This is a genomic window from Bacteroidales bacterium (assembly GCA_023229505.1).
GTDB lineage: Bacteria > Bacteroidota > Bacteroidia > Bacteroidales > JAGOPY01 > JAGOPY01.
In genome coordinates this window covers 19608-37096 of record JALNZD010000041.1, presented here as the reverse complement: position 1 = coordinate 37096, position 17489 = coordinate 19608, and the positions used below count along the sequence as shown (strand labels likewise).

At 45.2% G+C, this 17489-nt stretch carries 11 protein-coding genes; 2 read left to right on the top strand and 9 right to left on the bottom strand.

All coding sequences use genetic code 11. The features are described from left to right. Window positions 1–127: 127 nt before the first annotated feature. Both M0Q51_13385 and M0Q51_13380 read right to left on the bottom strand, forming a co-directional pair. Complete coding sequence (locus M0Q51_13385) at window positions 128–526, bottom strand: hypothetical protein (protein ID MCK9400969.1); 399 nt, start codon at window positions 524–526, stop codon at window positions 128–130. A gap of 1 nt (window position 527) precedes the next feature. After that, window positions 528–1304: a radical SAM protein gene (locus tag M0Q51_13380; protein MCK9400968.1), complete on the bottom strand. Its 777-nt coding sequence runs from the start codon at window positions 1302–1304 to the stop codon at window positions 528–530. 120 nt (window positions 1305–1424) lie between these two features. On the opposite strand from M0Q51_13380, the gene M0Q51_13375 reads away from it, so the two are divergent. Continuing rightward, complete coding sequence (locus tag M0Q51_13375) at window positions 1425–2399, top strand: polyprenyl synthetase family protein (protein ID MCK9400967.1); 975 nt, start codon at window positions 1425–1427, stop codon at window positions 2397–2399. Between the two features lie 105 nt (window positions 2400–2504). On the opposite strand, the gene mtnA is transcribed toward M0Q51_13375, so the two are convergent. The 7 genes from mtnA to ruvA form a co-directional block, all read right to left on the bottom strand. Further along, window positions 2505–3542: an S-methyl-5-thioribose-1-phosphate isomerase gene (gene mtnA, locus M0Q51_13370; GenBank protein ID MCK9400966.1), complete on the bottom strand. Its 1038-nt coding sequence runs from the start codon at window positions 3540–3542 to the stop codon at window positions 2505–2507. 62 nt (window positions 3543–3604) lie between these two features. Then, window positions 3605–4174, bottom strand: coding sequence for a hypothetical protein (locus M0Q51_13365; protein ID MCK9400965.1), 570 nt, complete (start codon window positions 4172–4174; stop codon window positions 3605–3607). Between the two features lie 64 nt (window positions 4175–4238). Next, window positions 4239–5429 carry an amidohydrolase gene (locus tag M0Q51_13360; GenBank protein ID MCK9400964.1) on the bottom strand — a complete coding sequence of 397 codons (1191 nt, stop codon included), beginning with the start codon at window positions 5427–5429 and terminating at the stop codon, window positions 4239–4241. A 171-nt stretch (window positions 5430–5600) separates the two neighbouring features. Continuing rightward, complete coding sequence (locus M0Q51_13355; protein ID MCK9400963.1) at window positions 5601–6284, bottom strand: TonB family protein; 684 nt, start codon at window positions 6282–6284, stop codon at window positions 5601–5603. Window positions 6285–6480: 196 nt separating this feature from the next. Further along, on the bottom strand, window positions 6481–6861 hold the full coding sequence (gene gcvH, locus M0Q51_13350) for a glycine cleavage system protein GcvH (protein MCK9400962.1): 381 nt from the start codon (window positions 6859–6861) through the stop codon (window positions 6481–6483). 108 nt (window positions 6862–6969) lie between these two features. Next, entirely contained in the window at window positions 6970–14250 is a 7281-nt protein-coding gene (gene sprA, locus M0Q51_13345) for a cell surface protein SprA (GenBank protein MCK9400961.1), read from the bottom strand. Window positions 14251–14358: 108 nt separating this feature from the next. Next, window positions 14359–14970 (bottom strand): Holliday junction branch migration protein RuvA, encoded by a 612-nt coding sequence (gene ruvA, locus M0Q51_13340; protein MCK9400960.1) that lies wholly within the window; start codon window positions 14968–14970, stop codon window positions 14359–14361. A gap of 150 nt (window positions 14971–15120) precedes the next feature. Between ruvA and M0Q51_13335 the strand changes: the two genes are divergently transcribed. Continuing rightward, complete coding sequence (locus M0Q51_13335) at window positions 15121–17418, top strand: NADP-dependent malic enzyme (protein MCK9400959.1); 2298 nt, start codon at window positions 15121–15123, stop codon at window positions 17416–17418. Window positions 17419–17489: the final 71 nt, after the last annotated feature.

Below are 17489 nucleotides of genomic sequence, written 5' to 3'. Positions count from 1 at the left end.
ATACAAACTAAATTAAGTTATTGACAATCAATTGTTTATAACTATTAAAGACAAACATGTTTAAAATATTGTAAATTCGTCTCCCCGACTTTTCGGAGGGGACTCAACTTTGAACTTTGAACTTTGATCAGAAGTGCAACTTATGATAATCAAACGTCTGGTTGTCGCGGAACTTTTTGATGATTACAGCCAGGTGGATAAAAATCTCGAGGTCGTTTCTTCTCAGCCAGGCTATGGCTTCCGGTTTATTGTGGCAGGCATCGGCGAAAACCATGAGCAGGTGGTAATCATTTTTGTTCAGCCATTCGTATGCTTTGACAGAATTGTCAATAGCTGAATCCAGGGCAGCCAGGTGCGGGTAACGGTTTTTAAGCAGCCATTGAACTGCCTCATCAGAACCGCGGATCGCGCTCGAAAGCGCTGCCAGTTCCGGGTACCCATTGTTTAACAGCCAGGTATAGATCTTATCGTTCCCGCGGATCGACTCCCCGAATGCCATTAATATTTTTCCTTCGTAATTATCCATTTCAGTAATATACCTGAGCTTTAATCCCTAAACTTTCAATCCGGTCTGCTATCTTGCCCAACTCTGCAAAAGATATTTTTTCAAGGGACTCCGATGGCGTTTCCCTGTCAATTGGGTAAATCATAACATATTTCGGACCAATATCCCTGATATGCTCTAACCAGCGGGATATTTCCGGCTCAACTGTATTATCGATCTTTTTCCCATCGAAGATTCCCCTCAGGAACAAAGTCTGAATGATCAGCTCGCCATTGAATTCCTTCAGTTTTTCAATTATCGTGTGAAGCGTGATGCCGGAACGCGGGCTATTGATGAGCCGGAACATTTTTTCCGTGCCGGCATCCAGCTTGAGGATGCTGTTCCCTGATTTCTTCAGAGCCTGGAAGATGGCAGGTTTATCAAGGGTGGAAGCATTCGAAAGCACGGAAACCTTCGCTTCCGGGAAATATTGGTCCCTTAATTGAATGGCATCTTCAAATATTTCGGGAAACTGCGGATGAATGGTAGGCTCACCATTACCTGCGAAGGTAATGGCATCAGGCCGCATGCCCGTTTCTTTCATCGACTTTAACTTTTTTTCCAGCCGTTCCCTGACCAGTTCACGCGTAGGGAGTTTCTTATCTCCCTGGATTTTTTCATGGGTCCAGCCACATTCGCAATAAATACAATTAAATGTGCAATATTTGGCCTCAACTGGTAAAAGATTAACCCCAAGTGATACGCCTAATCGGCGGCTTTTCACCGGTCCGAAAACTATGTCATGAAACAAAAATGACATCCTGACTTCCGTTTTTATAAATTCACCTTAATTATTACAAAATTAAACATTTAAGGGAGATGATCGATTTTCCGAATGTCTCCTTTTTTATATTATTTTTGACGCCTCACAAGGCATTCTATGCTTACCCTGGAAGAAATAAAAAAGCCCATCCTGTCAAACCTTCAGGAATTCGACCAGAAGTTCCGGAGCTCGATGAAAAGCTCCGTCCCGCTGCTCAATCAAATAACACGTTACATTTACAAACGAAAAGGAAAGCAAATGCGGCCCATGTTTGTTTTCCTCTCAGCAAAAATGTGCGGCGAGGTTAATGAGTCGACTTACCGGGCAGCATCGCTCATCGAACTGCTTCACACCGCCACGCTGGTTCATGATGATGTAGTGGATGATTCCAATGAAAGGCGGGGGTTTTTCTCCATCAATGCCTTATGGAAAAACAAGATCGCTGTTTTGGTCGGGGATTATTTGCTATCCAGGGGCCTGCTGCTATCTCTCGACGGGAACGATTTCCATCTTCTCAAGATCGTATCCGGAGCTGTCAGGGAGATGAGCGAGGGAGAATTGTTGCAGATAGAAAAGGCCCGCCGCCTCGATATCAGCGAAGATATTTATTTCGAGATCATCAGGAAAAAAACGGCTTCCCTGATCTCTTCCTGTTGTGCATGCGGGGCCACGTCTGTAGGTGCATCCGAAGAAATTACCGGGCAGATGAAAAAATTCGGGGAATATGTCGGGATCTCCTTCCAGATCAAAGACGACCTTTTCGATTTCGAGATGGGCAACAGGACCGGGAAACCCAATGGCATCGACATCAAGGAACAGAAAATGACCTTGCCGCTGATTTATATGCTAAGCCAGCTTGGTCCTGTCGAAAAAAGACGAACCATCCGCACCATCAAAAACCACCACGATGACCCTGCGAGGGTAGCAGAGATCATCGACCAGGTTAACCACAGCGGCGGGATCAGTTATGCCCGCAGTAAAATGCTGGAATACCGGCAAAAAGCCCTCGATATGCTTCAAACCATGCCCGATAACGAATCACGCCAGGCAATGGAGAAGCTTGTGATGTATACGACGGAGAGGAATAAATAAGTTGACAGTCAGCGGTCGGTGGTAGATTCGCCTGTAGGGTTCACCGGCCGGTGAACCCTACAACTAATGACTACCAATAACCAATGACTAATGACTAATTTACCACTAACCAATCACCAATGACAGGTCATTCGATCTAACAATGCCCTTTTCCGTGATAAAGGCGGTTATAAGCTCTACAGGCGTAATATCGAACGCCGGATTTAATGCTCCTGAGCCAGGCGAACAAACCAAAATCCTTTCCTTTATACCTTCCTTCGTCATTCCATCCTGATAAAGAACCTCATCCTGGCTTCTTTCTTCAATGACGATATCGCTGCTATCGGGGCAATTGAAGTCGATGGTGGAAGTGGGTGCCGCAACATAAAATGGTATGTTGTAATATTTTGCAGCAATAGCTTTCTCCAGGGTGCCGATCTTATTGGCTGTATCGCCGTTGGCAGCGATACGGTCGGCGCCGACGATCATAAGGTTAATCTTTCCCTGCGACATATACCAGGCTGTAGCATTATCAGGGATAATGGCGTGAGGTATGCCGGCGTTATGCAGTTCCCAGGCCGTAAGCCGGGCTCCCTGGCCGCGTGGTCGTGTTTCATCCACATAGATAAAGATATTTTTACCTTCCTTGTGGCTCATATAAATGGGCGACAAGGCCGTACCATAGTCCACGAAGGCAAGCCAGCCGGCATTGCAATGGGTGGCAATGCCATAACCATCGCGGATCAGCTCTTTCCCGAATTCCCCGATTTTTTGCGAAGCCATGGCATCCTCGTCGGCAATGGCCTGTGCTTCTGTAATAGCCTGTTCCGCCGATACTTTCGCTGCTTCAAAAACCCTTTCGACAGCATAAAACAGGTTCCGGGCAGTCGGCCGGGTAGATTCGATTTCCCGGCGTGCGTTGAAAAGGAAAGACTCCTCCCGGCCTGCGGGTGCTTCCAGGCAGGCCTGCGCCATGGCATAACCAGCTGCGGCGCCAATGGCGCCGGCACCCCTGATGATCATGGTACGGATAGCGCGGCAGGTCTCAGTATAACTCCCGGATACGAAGATCCTGAACTCAAATGGAAGCAGGTTCTGCTCTATCGTGAAGACCGAGCTGCCTTCCATCCAAACCGTGCGGTAATCTTTGCCGTTTACTTTCATCACTGAATAGAAAAAGGGGACATCGACCCCCCTTTGTGAAATTTTTAACTTCTGAATAAGATTTATTTTATTTTAAAAGTAACGCCGACATTGAAAAACGATATCAGGTAACCCAGTTCGGCATAAACGGCAATTTTGTCGTTGAAATACCATCTTGCACCTAAATAAGCTCCTCCTGTTGCGCCCGAACTGGCAGAATGCCAATTGTCCGGGTGGCTTCCTTCACCATGCCATCCGCCGGTTCTTATTTTGGCACCAAACCAGATACCGGCATAAGGATCCAGCTTTTCATGAAAGATAAAATGATAATTGCCCCGGACTGCAATAATGAAGGTGTTATAGCGGTAATAAATATTATCCCAGTTATAGGCATACTTGGAAGTGCTCCACCCCAAATATCCCCCGGCACTAACAACACCGGTAAGCTTGGAGCCCATCGGAATTTCAACGATCCCATATTCATAGGATCCTGAAACGGAAGGGAAAAAACCAGAGTAATAACCACCGGAATAACCTGTGTTCAAAAGACCAATACCCAGGTTAATTGCTTGGGACCCTTTTTCAAAAACTTGTGTAAAACCTGTCATTCCCGTCAATACGATCATTGCCAAAATCAACATTAACTTTTTCATAGTTTATAGATTTAAATTAGATCTTAATATTAAATTTTTAACAAAAATAACACTTAATCCGAAACTACAGCAATTCTTTTGCAACTATCCAGGACATCAGCCCCATGCCTGTCTCAAGGCTCGATTCATCAACATCGAAAGTTGATGTGTGGAGATTGGATGTAATCCCTCGGGCTTGGTTCATCACACCAAGACGGTAAAAACACCCGGGGATTTCCTGTGCAAAATAAGAAAAGTCTTCCGCGGTCATGCGCATATCAAGCTCTTCAACATTTTCTTTTCCTAAATAGTCTTCGGCATATCCCTTAACTTTTTCTGTGACCCCTGGATCGTTGTAAACAAACGGATATCCTTTAATGACAGAAACCTCACACCGGCCTCCCATTCCTTGTGCTATGGACGTTGAGATCGTGGAGATCTTCTCCTGCATGGTCATGCGCCATTCCTCGTCGAAAGTTCGCATGGTGCCGGAAACCTTGACTTCATCGGGAATAATATTCGCCTGGCCGTCGGCGATTATGCGGCCAAACGACAATACTGACGGCGTGGTTGGTTGTGCATTCCTGCTGACGATCTGTTGCAATGCAAGGATGATATGGGCAGTGATAACGACAGGGTCGATGACTTTGTTCGGGATGGCGGCATGCCCACCTTTTCCTATGACAGTCAGGTGGACCTCATCGGTTGAAGCCATGTAGTTTCCGCTTCTCAGGCCTATTTTCCCGGCTTCCAGTTCAGGGTAAACATGCTGGCCGATAATGAAGTCAGGCCTGGGATTTTCCAGGACACCAGCCTTTATCATAGGCAGGGCACCTCCGGGATATTTCTCCTCAGAAGGCTGGAAAATGAGTTTGACCGTCCCGCTGATCTCACTTTCAAGGGATTTTAATATCCAGGCTGTTCCAAGAAGCGACGCCATATGCACATCATGGCCGCAGGCATGCATAACGCCGGGATTTGCAGAAACATAAGGAACTTTGTTGTTTTCCCGTATAGGCAATGCATCCATATCAGCCCTGAGGGCGATCACCTTGTTGCCGGGTTTGCTGCCACGTATAAGCCCGACGATTCCATGTCCGGCAATACCTGTCTGGTGTTCGATCCCCCAATCGGAAAGTCGCTTTGAAATGAAAGCTGCTGTTAAGATTTCCTGGGAAGATAATTCCGGGTACGCATGCAGATGCCTTCGGATAAAGGTAACCTCCTTCAGGTATCCCCCGGCTAATCGTTTGATCCTATTTTTCAGGTTCGGCATTATTCAAATAAAGCAACAAATATAACTAATAACAAGTAGGCAGTTGACAGTTGACAGTAGGCAGTTTAAAATAATGCACTTAATGACCATTAACAATTAACCAATAACCAATAACCAAAAAAAGGCCATCCTGAAACAGACAGCCTTTTTTTAAGAATATTTTACAGCATTTTATTGCAAGGTAAATTTTACCGGAAGATTATACTGGACACGGACAGCTTTACCACGTTGTTTGCCGGGTGTCCATCTGGCCATGCTCTGGACCACGCGAACAGCTTCTTCATCACATCCACCGCCGATACCTCTGAGCACTCTCACATCTGTAACAGAACCATCCCTCTCGACAACGAAAGTAACGAACACTCTTCCCTGGATGCCGCTCTCTTTAGCCATTTGCGGATATTTGCAATTCTCATTGAGGTATTTGTATAAGGCTGCCTCACCTCCGGGGAACACGGGCATGGATTCCACAACCATGAAAATCTGTACTTCCTCAGCGGATTCTTCTTCTTCTGATTTCACCGGAGCAACATATGCCTCCACTTCCGTATTTTGATCGGCTTCCACGTCAATGTTAATATCATCATCTACCGTAATATTATCATCGACAATATTGATCTTAACCACCTGTTTAGTAGGTGCAGGTGGTGGGGGTTTAACTTTTTGTTCGGTAATGGGAATAAGATCCTCTGAAACATTTTCTACCTGCCTGGAGGTTACCTCTACAACAATTTTCTCATAAGTTTTCCATTCGAAAGCCACAAGCATGAGGGCCAATCCGATAACAAGGCCAATCTGCCTGAAAATGAACCTTTTGTTTTCCAGATCAGCTTTTGGTGATTTTTTTTCTTCCATAGCCAATTTATTATAAAGTGAGAGAACGGAATCAAGTTGCTAAGTTACTATTTTTTTCTTTTGCCGGTGTAATATTTATATAAATCCTTCAAATATTATACCAACTTGCACATTTCCTCCGGTTAAAAAAAGCATCACTAATGCATAAAGCCAACCGAAAGGACAGCAGGCCGCGCACCGGGTAAATATATTATTTTCAGGCTCCTACCAGTTCCCTATACTGGGCTGCATCCAGCAACTCATCAATCTGCGAGGGATTCGTCACCCTGATCTTTATGATCCATCCATCACCGTATGGGTCCTGGTTGACTTTCTCCGGTTTTTCGGTCAGCAATTCATTGAGCCCGATCACTTCACCGGATACCGGCATAAACATATCAGAAACTGTCTTCACGGCTTCGATTGTTCCAAAAGTTTCTTCCTTATCAAGATTTTCCCCAATGGTTTCAACCTCAATAAAAACGATATCACCTAACTCATTCTGTGCAAAATCAGTAATGCCGACCAATGCGGTTTCCCCTTTAATGCTCAACCATTCATGATCCTTGGTGTACCTTAAATTTCCGGGAATATTCATAATGATGTTCTTAATGTAATTAATGCGCCAAATTTAATAGATTTTACAAAATGTTATCACACACTTATCATTTTAGAATCGTTCCAATCTCGAAAATACGCTTTCAAACTATTGGGCGAGTGAAAAACGAATGGATATACCGCCCTTGGTTGTAGAATTGTCATACTGATTGGCAACAATTGGATTATTGATGATCTCATCAAAGAATAATCTGAGTGTCACACTTTTGCTGAGCATATAATCGATTGAAGTATTAATTGAGATGACCTTTTGACCCGATGAAACCTGGTCAATATCCTGGTCAATACGGCGCAGAACGGTGCGGTTGTTTCTGATTGAAAAATCGATCTTTATATCCAGGTCACTGCTGATGTGTGACTTTCGACCACCCCCGCCAAGAGAACTGATGGTAAAGGCTACGTCTTTAATCCGGTAACCCAGGCCAACAATAATCTCATCAGTATTCAGGTCGGTAAGTTGCTTGTTGATCATACTGAATGTCAATGTCCTCGATTTCCTGTATTCAAACCTTGTAAGCAGGCTGTTATTCCAGGTCAGGTCAAGTCCGAACAATGGCGCAAACTGCTCCTGGATAGTGACCTGTGCCAGATCATACTTCGGAAAGAAAGAATTGGAAGCCGGATAAAGTTCAGAAGCTGTGCCATTTACTTCATCATAATAAAGGTTTGACTGGAATGAATTGATGGAATATACCGATCGGTAGGAATGTGACAGGATAGCAGATTTCAGGACTTTTGCCAACAATTTTATTTTTGTCAGGCCATCATAAGTTATCTTCCAGTTGGGTAAGGGAATTTTAGGGAAATACCCCAGGTAAACATTACTGGTGTTTTGATTGGTATAGGCAGCCAGGAAAGCCGGTATAAGGACATCCTGGGAGGTAGGTCCATAGCCGGTCGGATAATATTGCTGGGTGACTGAATCATAAACTGAACCGATAGAATTTGGATTATCTTCCGCAAGCCTGTTGGCAATATCATAGCGATAAACCTTCATTTTTTCAAAAGATGAAGAGATTGAAGTATCATAATCTACCCCAAACGCGGTGCCCCATGTTATGTATGACATGCTGAAACTGCCCGCATCTTTTGGTGAAGGATCGGGGGGGAAAAAGCCATTGGAATCGGCACGGAAAAACTCGGTATGGTTCCGGGCGAAGGTCCTGTCGGCATTTAACTCGATTTTAAAGCCAGGGACAGGTTCCACCGATACTCTCGCACTCAGGTTTGAAGTGTATTTTGTCGCATAGGCCTGATTCAGCAAAGTATCCCTGGTTAACCACTCATTTTGTACTGCTTTGTAACGAATATCTTTCTGGCTTCCAAAAGCAAATCCGATACCCGGCGCATTGCTTGGCCAATAGACCCCCAGTACCTGCGGGGAGGGTAAAAACCCGGGCAGCATGGTACCGGCACCTTCTGCATAGGTGACACTTCCCCGTTTTACCGACATCAGCAGCTTCAGGAATTCATCGGCGACTATCTTGAAATAATTTGGTTTATCGAGACTGTCTTTCTCAACTGGCTCTATAGGCAGGGGAACGGTTCCGGACCGTCCTTTCGGCGTAGTCCGGGTACCGGATTGATTGAGATTTTTAAGGTAGCCGACCTTACCATATAATTTGGTCAGGTCAACATTCCCGGTTAGCTGGATATTCCTTGAGTTCTCGATGACATTTCCCAATCTGCTTTGCACCGATAAGGGGGATGCCATCCAGTTGTAAATAGATCCGTAGGTAGCCTGGGCTGTTACCCAGTCGAGCAAAGGTAATTTGTCAATAGGTATTTTATAGGTAATATCCAGAGATTGCTGGTAATTTCGCCGGAGGCCTCCCTGGGTCAGCTGTTTGCCAATATCAATCGTATCTGCGCCGGCTTTGTCATACCAGGGCGAATTGGGATCAGATGAGCCGGCGGGCTCCCTGATAAATGAGTTGGCTGTAGCCCTGTATTGTACGGTCAAACTGGTAGCCAGGTCAAATTTAAGGTCGTAAATCCGGTTCCAGTCCCATTTTTTGGAATAAGTCGGGCGAAGAAGGATCAAACCGGCGCTCTTGTTCCTCAACTTGCGCTCCGTATCTTCTTTATACATATCTGTCCTGAACCCGAACTGTTTGGGAAGGTAATAGAAATTGAAGTCCTTTATAAATTTCAGTGCTGCTGTATTAGCAATAAAGCCGATATTCTGAAAAGGCTTGACGTTTTTAGCATTGGTATTGAAGTTATATCCCAATCCCCCGTTATGGGTCTTTTTCTTATCATATTCAATGTCGATATTTCTCTGATTGATCAACGAATAGGCATAACTCACGCTGAAATTCTCGACATCATAAAACTGGGGTTTCTTTTTAGCTCCGACCCTATCTTTTCTGACATTCATAAAGTTGATGTTGAAGCGGTCGGTGAAATCCTGGACAATATTCCGGATCGAATCAGACTCCACCTTGTTTTCGTAGGTATCCAATTCATCTTTCAACTTCAGATCAGGGCTAAGCGGGTCGTATTCCGGAGTCGAACGGGTCTGGGAATAGTCGATGTGCATCGGGACCCTCACTCCGGTCTCTTCAGGGAGGAATTTTCCCAGGTTCAGATCGGTGGCCACATCCCATTGGAAGACTGACTCACGCTGGGTATCGTTAATTTTTTTCTCCAGGCTTCCGAAATTCGGCGAACTGTACATCCCTGAAAAAACCAACTGCCCGAAATCTCCTAACTGAGAATTAACCCGCAGCAATCCTGCCCAACCTGCCTTATCATTAAACCCGGTCAGGCGCAACTCGTTGATCCATATTTCGGCGCACTTTTCAAGCCCGTCATCTTCACTGTCCACGGAATGCTTTTTAGGGTTCCTGATACCGACCATTATGGCCATGACATCACTGATGGCGGGCACACCCATGATGGTGATCTTGTTCAATCCATCGTATTCGATATAAGGAAAATTGACGGAAGCATTTCCGGTACCTTCCCGGGCAGCTACATCGCGGTCGAGTTTTGTCTGGACCAGCCGTTCAAGGTCGATATTGAACCTGTTAGACTCGGGCCAGATAGCTTCCCTGTCGGTTGCGGAAGTATTCCATGGTGTGAAGGTCAGTGGAACTTCATACTCGTAAAAGTTTTCTGTGAAGTCAGAACCGATACGGATAAAAACGGTCAGATCCCCATATTGCAACTCCTCTTCTTCCCTCGATTTTTCAGCATGCACAAACATCTCAAGGTTTTTATACTGCCGGAAATCGAAGTCGGTGGTTTTATAAGCTGCCTTTGCATCGCCGTCCAGCAGGTCACAAACCTTCAGCACCATCGATTGTTCGTTCAACCTGACCAGTGTAGTGGTCCCGATATTTTGTTCCCGCTCGATACCCGGAGGGATAACGTATGGAATCGGCTGCCTGCGGCCATTTTCTTCGATGTTGACGCTGAAAATATCAAAAGTGGTCTGGCTCTGAATATCATCGGGGATATATTCACCGGAAGAAAGCAGGTCCCCCTTATATCTCCTCCATTCGCCCCTTACCAGTTCCAATGTGGCAAAACGCAGCACGATAGGGTTCTCAAATCCCCTGACAAACATCCTCAGGAAGCGGATCGATTTAAAATCGCTGATATTTCCAACTACCCTGCTGGGCTGTGCCACAGGAACCTTGAACTGGTACCAGTTAACTTCACCTGTAGATCCGTTTGCAAGGGGAATGCCTTTGGCTATGCGAATGTCAGTGATGTAATTCTCACCGACTTTCATCTTATTGGGATCAAGTTCGATCATGTACTGGAAATATCTTTCCGCTTCGCTCAGGGTGTTGTCACGGTTAAGATCTTCGACGTTAGGTATGACCGTTGCTGAAGTAGGGTAATCTTCCGGATTTTGTTCATCGGTCGGAGAGTTTCCATCGGGGCCGTTATATTTTTTATATCTTTCGAGAATGCTGGAATACCGGTCATCAAGATCATAATCCATAGAACCCCGGAAGTAATGATAATCGTCACCTGACGGATCCTGTAAAGCATTTAAATAAGCCAGGGAACCAGGTCCGTATTTTTGCTGTACTTTGTCAATATAAGGAATGCCGAAAAATGATAATTCATCCTCATTCCTGAGCCCGTCATAACCAACATCCTGGAATGGTCTTGATGCTATATTATTGTCAAACGATTCGACCAGGTTCTGTGTGGTCGGGACCCTTCCCCAAATAGTCGTATCCACATTGGTGACCAGTTCTGAAGTGGGGAGGCCATTTTCAAAGAATTTACGGGAATCTTTTAAAATATCTTCTGAAATATCTCCAAGGTTAATATACAGTTTGCCGGAATTATTCTGTTCGGCATCTGAATTAAACGGGTCCATCAGCCAGAACTCAAGATATTCAACATTGGTCGCCTCAAAGTCGGTCGATTCAATTTTACGCATGATCCCACCCCAGCGGCTGTCGGGGTTGATTAATGCTCCGTTGGCATCAATCCCGCCTGAAATACCTGAAACTTCATTAATATCATAATTATAGGGCCCTCTTTCTGTAGGGTAAAATGACAAATTGAAGACAGGGATATTGGTTGGAATACCATTAGGGATTTCCTTATTCGGGAAGACCTCTGTTTCCAGGACTTCCCTGACCGGATGTTTGGCAAGCTCATCCCTTGTAATGTTTGTGGGCCTCAGGTTGTTGTTACGGTCATAGAACAACGGGTCGATGGTATACCAGGCCACCTTGGCCCTGTTAAAGCCGTATTCCCTGGTGTTTTTGTTGGCTTCCGGGAATAGGTCAGGCTGTCCCTGCGGAGTGCTGGCAAGGAACCATGTACCTATATTTCGCAGGTCATAAGTTGATTTGGCCCCTTCAAAATCATCGATATAAACCATGCCGCTTCTTCCGATAGCTTTGGAATGACCGGGGATAAAGCTGGCAAATTCCCCATCGACGTTCACTTTTGAAGGCATTTTGGTGTCTATACCGGGTATCTTGTCGACAATACTGGTGATAAGTCGGGATTCCCCCTGGTAACTTCCGTCAAGTCCCAAAATAGTATTGGAAATCGGATCATTGCCGTAATCGACCTTTTGCGTAAGCGGCCTCTCGGTCAAATTCATCAGGGTACCCCCAAACCGCAAATCTTTGCTGAACTGATGATCAATCCGCAATCCCATCAGCCTCTTTTTCAGAACGTTGAAATTGGCCTGGTTTTCAGTTGTGATATTGATCGGAAGCCCGGAATTCAGAATTCCCTCGTTTATGATCCTTACCCGGCCAAGTGTATAATCAACTGTATATTCAACATTTTCAGTAAGGACTCTGCCCCCGGCTGTCACTTTCACAGACCCCCGCGGGATATTGAAAGCGTTCAGATCGATTTCTGCACCAGATTCGGATGTGTAAAAACCCTCAAGGAAATACTTATTCTTCTCCGTTTGTTGTTCAGCTATTGTTTTCGTTGCCCGGTAAAGCGTATCGAAAGCATACTTTTTCCCCAGATCCTCGTATTCAGGCCCGAATTTATTCCTGATAGATTTACCAAATGGTTCGATTGTAGTAAAATATATCCGGCCATTGGAAGAATTCATTGTACCACCCTGGGTGGCAGCATTATCGATAAAATCAAATAAACCATCGGCAGGCGGATTCAGCAATTGGTCAAGGTTGTCCAGATTGAATATCTGGATGAGGGGAAGGCCTTTTATCTCTTCCGGTCCCTCTGTAAAATAACCTGTAGGGACCCCGTTCTGGTTTCCTGAATAAAGGATGTTCATGATGAAACGGTCGCGGCTGACCCTATAAGCTCCGATGGAGTAAACGTTTTTCATCATCAGGTCCCACATAGGCACATTGGTGCTCAACGAACTGCTTTTCACCAGTTTCACCACAAGGCAGTTGGCGGTATTGGCTGATTGGTCCGAGAATTCCCCGACCTGGAACACACTATCGACACCAATTACGGTATACTGGAAGGCGACGGCAAGGGCCTGGTCGGAGTTCAGGTTGGAATACAAAGAGATAAAGCCCAGTTTGGTATTCAATGAATATTCAGAAGCTTCGAGCTTCCTCGCACTTTCAATCTTTTCGAAATCCTCACCGGCTGTAAAGTAACCTGACTGCCCAATGCCAAAAGGGTCGCCACTAAGGTAAGGGCCTACCGCACTCATGCTGCGAAGCTGATTAAAATCCATATGGCTGAGCAGGTCATTGGAATTATTTGCCGGGTATGGGATTCCGGGATTCGGCTGAATCTCCGGGCTGTAAATCCTGTTGTTTTCTCCAAGATCCTGGAAAGCGATAAGGTTACGGTTTTGCAGGATGGCCGGACCGATATTGGTTACCCAGACTTCAATCCGTGTAATATTTACATCGGAGGAGATAATTGGGAGTTCTGCCAGTGCACGGTCATAACTTTCGCGAAACAGATGAGCAACGAAGAAGTGCTTGTTTTCTTCATAATCGGTTGCTTTCAGCAGAAATTTATTTGTTTGTGCGCCGTCTTCCACAACCACGGTGTTACTCTGGCTTTCCTGCTCAGAAAACAAGCCTGTGACGGTGGTCTTGCCAAATTGCAGCTTGGCCTTGAAGCCAAAAAGACTTTGGGTCCCGGTGATCAGGGTAGTACTCAGCGGCATGGAAACATTACCGGCTTCAATCAGCTTGATGATCTCATCTTCCTTGCCTTCATAATTCAGCTTCAGTTTGTTCTCAAAATCGAAGATGAATTCTGTATTGAAATTGGTGTTAAACTGGATCTTATCGCCAATTTTCGCCTGGACATTCATCTGGATATTCATGTCGAAGTCGAAATTAGTAGTCTTGCGCTGCCGCACGTTAAGGGTAGGGTCATCTCGCTTATTGGACAGCACACCAAAGGTCAGTTCAGCCGATCCCTGGGGTCTTATATCAATAGTATTGCTTCCGAAGATCTTATCGAAGACCTGTCCGCCGATATAAATGCTCGGGATGATGCCGTCACGGGCCAGGCTGCTGCTCGTCATCGACCGCTCCCGCCAATACTGCTTGATCGACCGGTCAAGATCAAATTGCTGGTATTCATCAAAAGTCATATAGGTGGGATTCCGGTAATCAAGTTTGCCGATCTTATTCCTGAAATAATACTGATTTGATTCAGGGTCGTATTCAATCTCTGTACTAAGGTTGGAAGGCGGACGCAGGTAGAACCCTCCTGTATCTTCAGGCATATAAAGCAGGTAATCATCCTGCCGGGGAGGGGGAAATGGCAAAACAACCGAGGTATCACCTCCTTTGGTGGTATCAGGAGGTGAATACCAAGGCAAATTTTGTGCATTAATCTCCCTGCTGCCCACATTCGCAGGAATTTTCCACGAAAGCAGGAACATCAGGAAGATCAGGCAAAAGGTAAATATGTTTTTCAATATTATCCGCAAGGAATTTCCTGATTTTAGGCCTTCTTCCAAACAAAATTGAAAACTCCGGGGAAAGTTTTCAATTACTGGCTAGTCTTATTATCCTCTTTTTAATTATCAAATTCTTTTCAGGGCTTCTTTTATTAATCGTTCCACACTCAATGATCCTCCTTCAACTTCAATATCACCAAGCTGCCTGAATTCTTTGATCACCTCATCTATTGCTTTTTCAGCCACTTTCCTGGGGAACCCCAAAACTACCAGTCCTGATAACGATTGTTCCCTGATAGTATTGTGTGATATTTCAACTTTTTGAGGCCAGGCTGTCCCTTTATCTATTTTATCTTTCAGGTCGACAATAATCCGTTGTGCCGATTTCTCACCGATCCCTTTGACTGATTTCAGGATACCGACCTTGCCGGTCACGATGGCCTCCTTTAATTCGGCAACATTGAGTGAGGAAAGCAGCAATCTTGCCGTGTTGGGCCCGACTCCTGAAACAGAGATCAGCAAGCGAAAAAGTTCCCGCTCTTCCTGGTCTGCAAAACCAAACAAGACATGCGCGTCCTCCCTTATGACCTGATGAACATATAACTTGCAGTTCTCCAAACCTGAGATTTTAGTGAATGTATTTAATGTGATCTGCAGGATGAATCCTGTTCCTCCGGTATCTAATACAGCATACACGGGATTAATTTCAACTAGTTTACCCTGGATATATTCGTACATGATGAGAAATTTCTGAATTAATGATGTTTGGCCGGGCAAAAATATAAATTTAATTTAGAACTAATCTTCCTTTCATTCATGATCGGAAATGAATTGAAAATATTATTTTTGCTATTTCTGTTAATTTCTTAACAATAAAACCGTATAGAAATGGATACCCTCTCAAGCAAACAAGCACTGGAATATCATTCCCAGGGCCGGCCGGGAAAACTGGAAGTCATACCGACCAAACCTTACAGCACGCAGAAAGATCTTTCTCTGGCCTATACACCGGGAGTTGCCATACCGTGTCTTGAAATTCAAAAGAACCCGGCAGATGTATACAAATATACCATCAAAGGCAATCTTGTGGCTGTGATCACGAATGGAACGGCCGTTCTTGGCCTTGGTGATATCGGCCCGGAAGCCGGCAAGCCCGTAATGGAAGGGAAAGGATTGTTGTTCAAAATTTTTGCCGATCTTGACGTTTTCGATATTGAAGTGAACACGAAAGACATTGACAAGTTCGTGGAAACTGTTATTGCCATTGCTCCAACATTCGGTGGGATAAATCTTGAAGATATCAAGGCACCGGAATGTTTCGAAATAGAGGACAGAATTAAGGAAGCGCTTGATATCCCTGTCATGCATGACGATCAGCACGGGACAGCCATTATCACGGCAGCAGGTTTGCTCAATTCCCTCGAGATCACGGGGAAAAAAATCGAAGAAATCATCGTGGTGGTGAATGGGGCCGGGGCTGCTGCCATTTCCTGCACGAAGCTTTACTTATCATTGGGTATAAAGCATGAAAACGTAATTATGGTTGACAGCAAAGGAGTTTTACGTGCCGACCGGACCGATTTAAATCCTTATAAACGCTTCTTCGCCACTACCCGTGATATTCATACTCTCGAAGAAGCTTTACGTGGCGCTGATGTGTTTCTTGGACTTTCAGTGGCCGGTGCTTTGAAAAAAGAATATCTTATCTCCATGGCACCTCACCCCATTGTTTTCGCGATGGCCAACCCTGTGCCTGAAATTCTTTATGATGAAGCCGTATCCACCCGCGACGACTTAATTATGGCTACCGGCCGGTCTGACAATCCCAACCAGGTTAACAATGTACTTGGTTTTCCTTTTATTTTCCGGGGCGCCATGGATGTCATGGCCACCAAGATCAATGAAGAGATGAAACTGGCCGCTGCCCATGCTCTCGCGCTATTAGCAAAGGAACCGGTTCCGGAAGAGGTAAATATTGCCTATTTGCAAAAAAATCTTAAGTTCGGCAAAGATTATATCATTCCAAAACCCCTCGATCCGAGGCTTATTTTGTGGGTTGCCCCGGCTGTTGCCAAAGCCGCCATGGATTCAGGTGTTGCCCGTAAACCCATCACAAATTGGGATGCTTACCAGGATGAACTGAGTAAACGAATGGGGCTCAGTAATCCTTTGACCAGGCAGATCAGGACCCGTGCGGCGCATGATGTGCAACGGGTGGTTTTCGCCCAGGCTGAAAATTATAATATGTGCAAGACCGCAGAAATCGTGATGAATGAAAATCTTGCCGTTCCTGTTCTCTTAGGCAATGTTGAAAAAATCCGGAAGATTATCATTGACAACCAACTGGAATTGGATGGCATCGAAATCATTGACCCCCGGTCGGATGAAGAAGCCGCCCGCAGATGTGAATTCGCTGAAGTATTGAATAAGAAAAGGCAGCGTTATGGTGTCACATTAGAGACAGCCGAAGAATTGCTCATCCATCGCAATTATTTTGCACCCATGATGGTTGAAACCGGCCAGGCTGATGCAATGATCTCCGGCCTCGTCAGGAGTTATCCCGACACACTTAATCCTGCTATCGAGGTAATTGGCAAAAAACCGGGAGCCAGGCTGGTTTCCGGAATGTACATCATCAACACAAAAAAAGGATCTTTCTTCTTTGCTGACTGCTCGGTGAACAAAAATCCCTCCATGGAAGACCTGATCGAGATAACCCTGCAAACGGTTTTCGCTGTTGAACAATTCAAGATCAAACCGAGGGTCGCATTTGTGTCTTACTCCAACTTCGGGTCTTATCCAGGCAGGGTGCCCGATATGCAGCGCGATGCCGTCGCTTATCTCCACAAATTCTATCCTGACCTGGTCGTGGATGGCGAAATGCAGGTAAATGTTGCCCTGAATCCCGAAATCCAGAAAGAACATTTCCCCTTCTCCAAACTAGTCGACGGTCCGGCCAATGTTTTCATCTTCCCTTACCTTACTGCTGGTAACATTGCGTACAAACTACTGCAGGTCATTGCCGATGCAGAAGTTATCGGACCGGTGATTAACGGTATGAACAAATCTGTTCATGTCCTTCAGATCGGCAGTTCAGTCACTGAGATCGTGAATATGGTCTGTGTCAGCGCCATCGATGCAATTTGCGTGAAAGCCCGGCTGGCAGGGGATAAAAGTTGCCGATAAAATTATCTTTCATTCCTGTTAATATCTTTATATTTGCATGCATAGAATCTTTCCAGCTTGAGTACTAACAG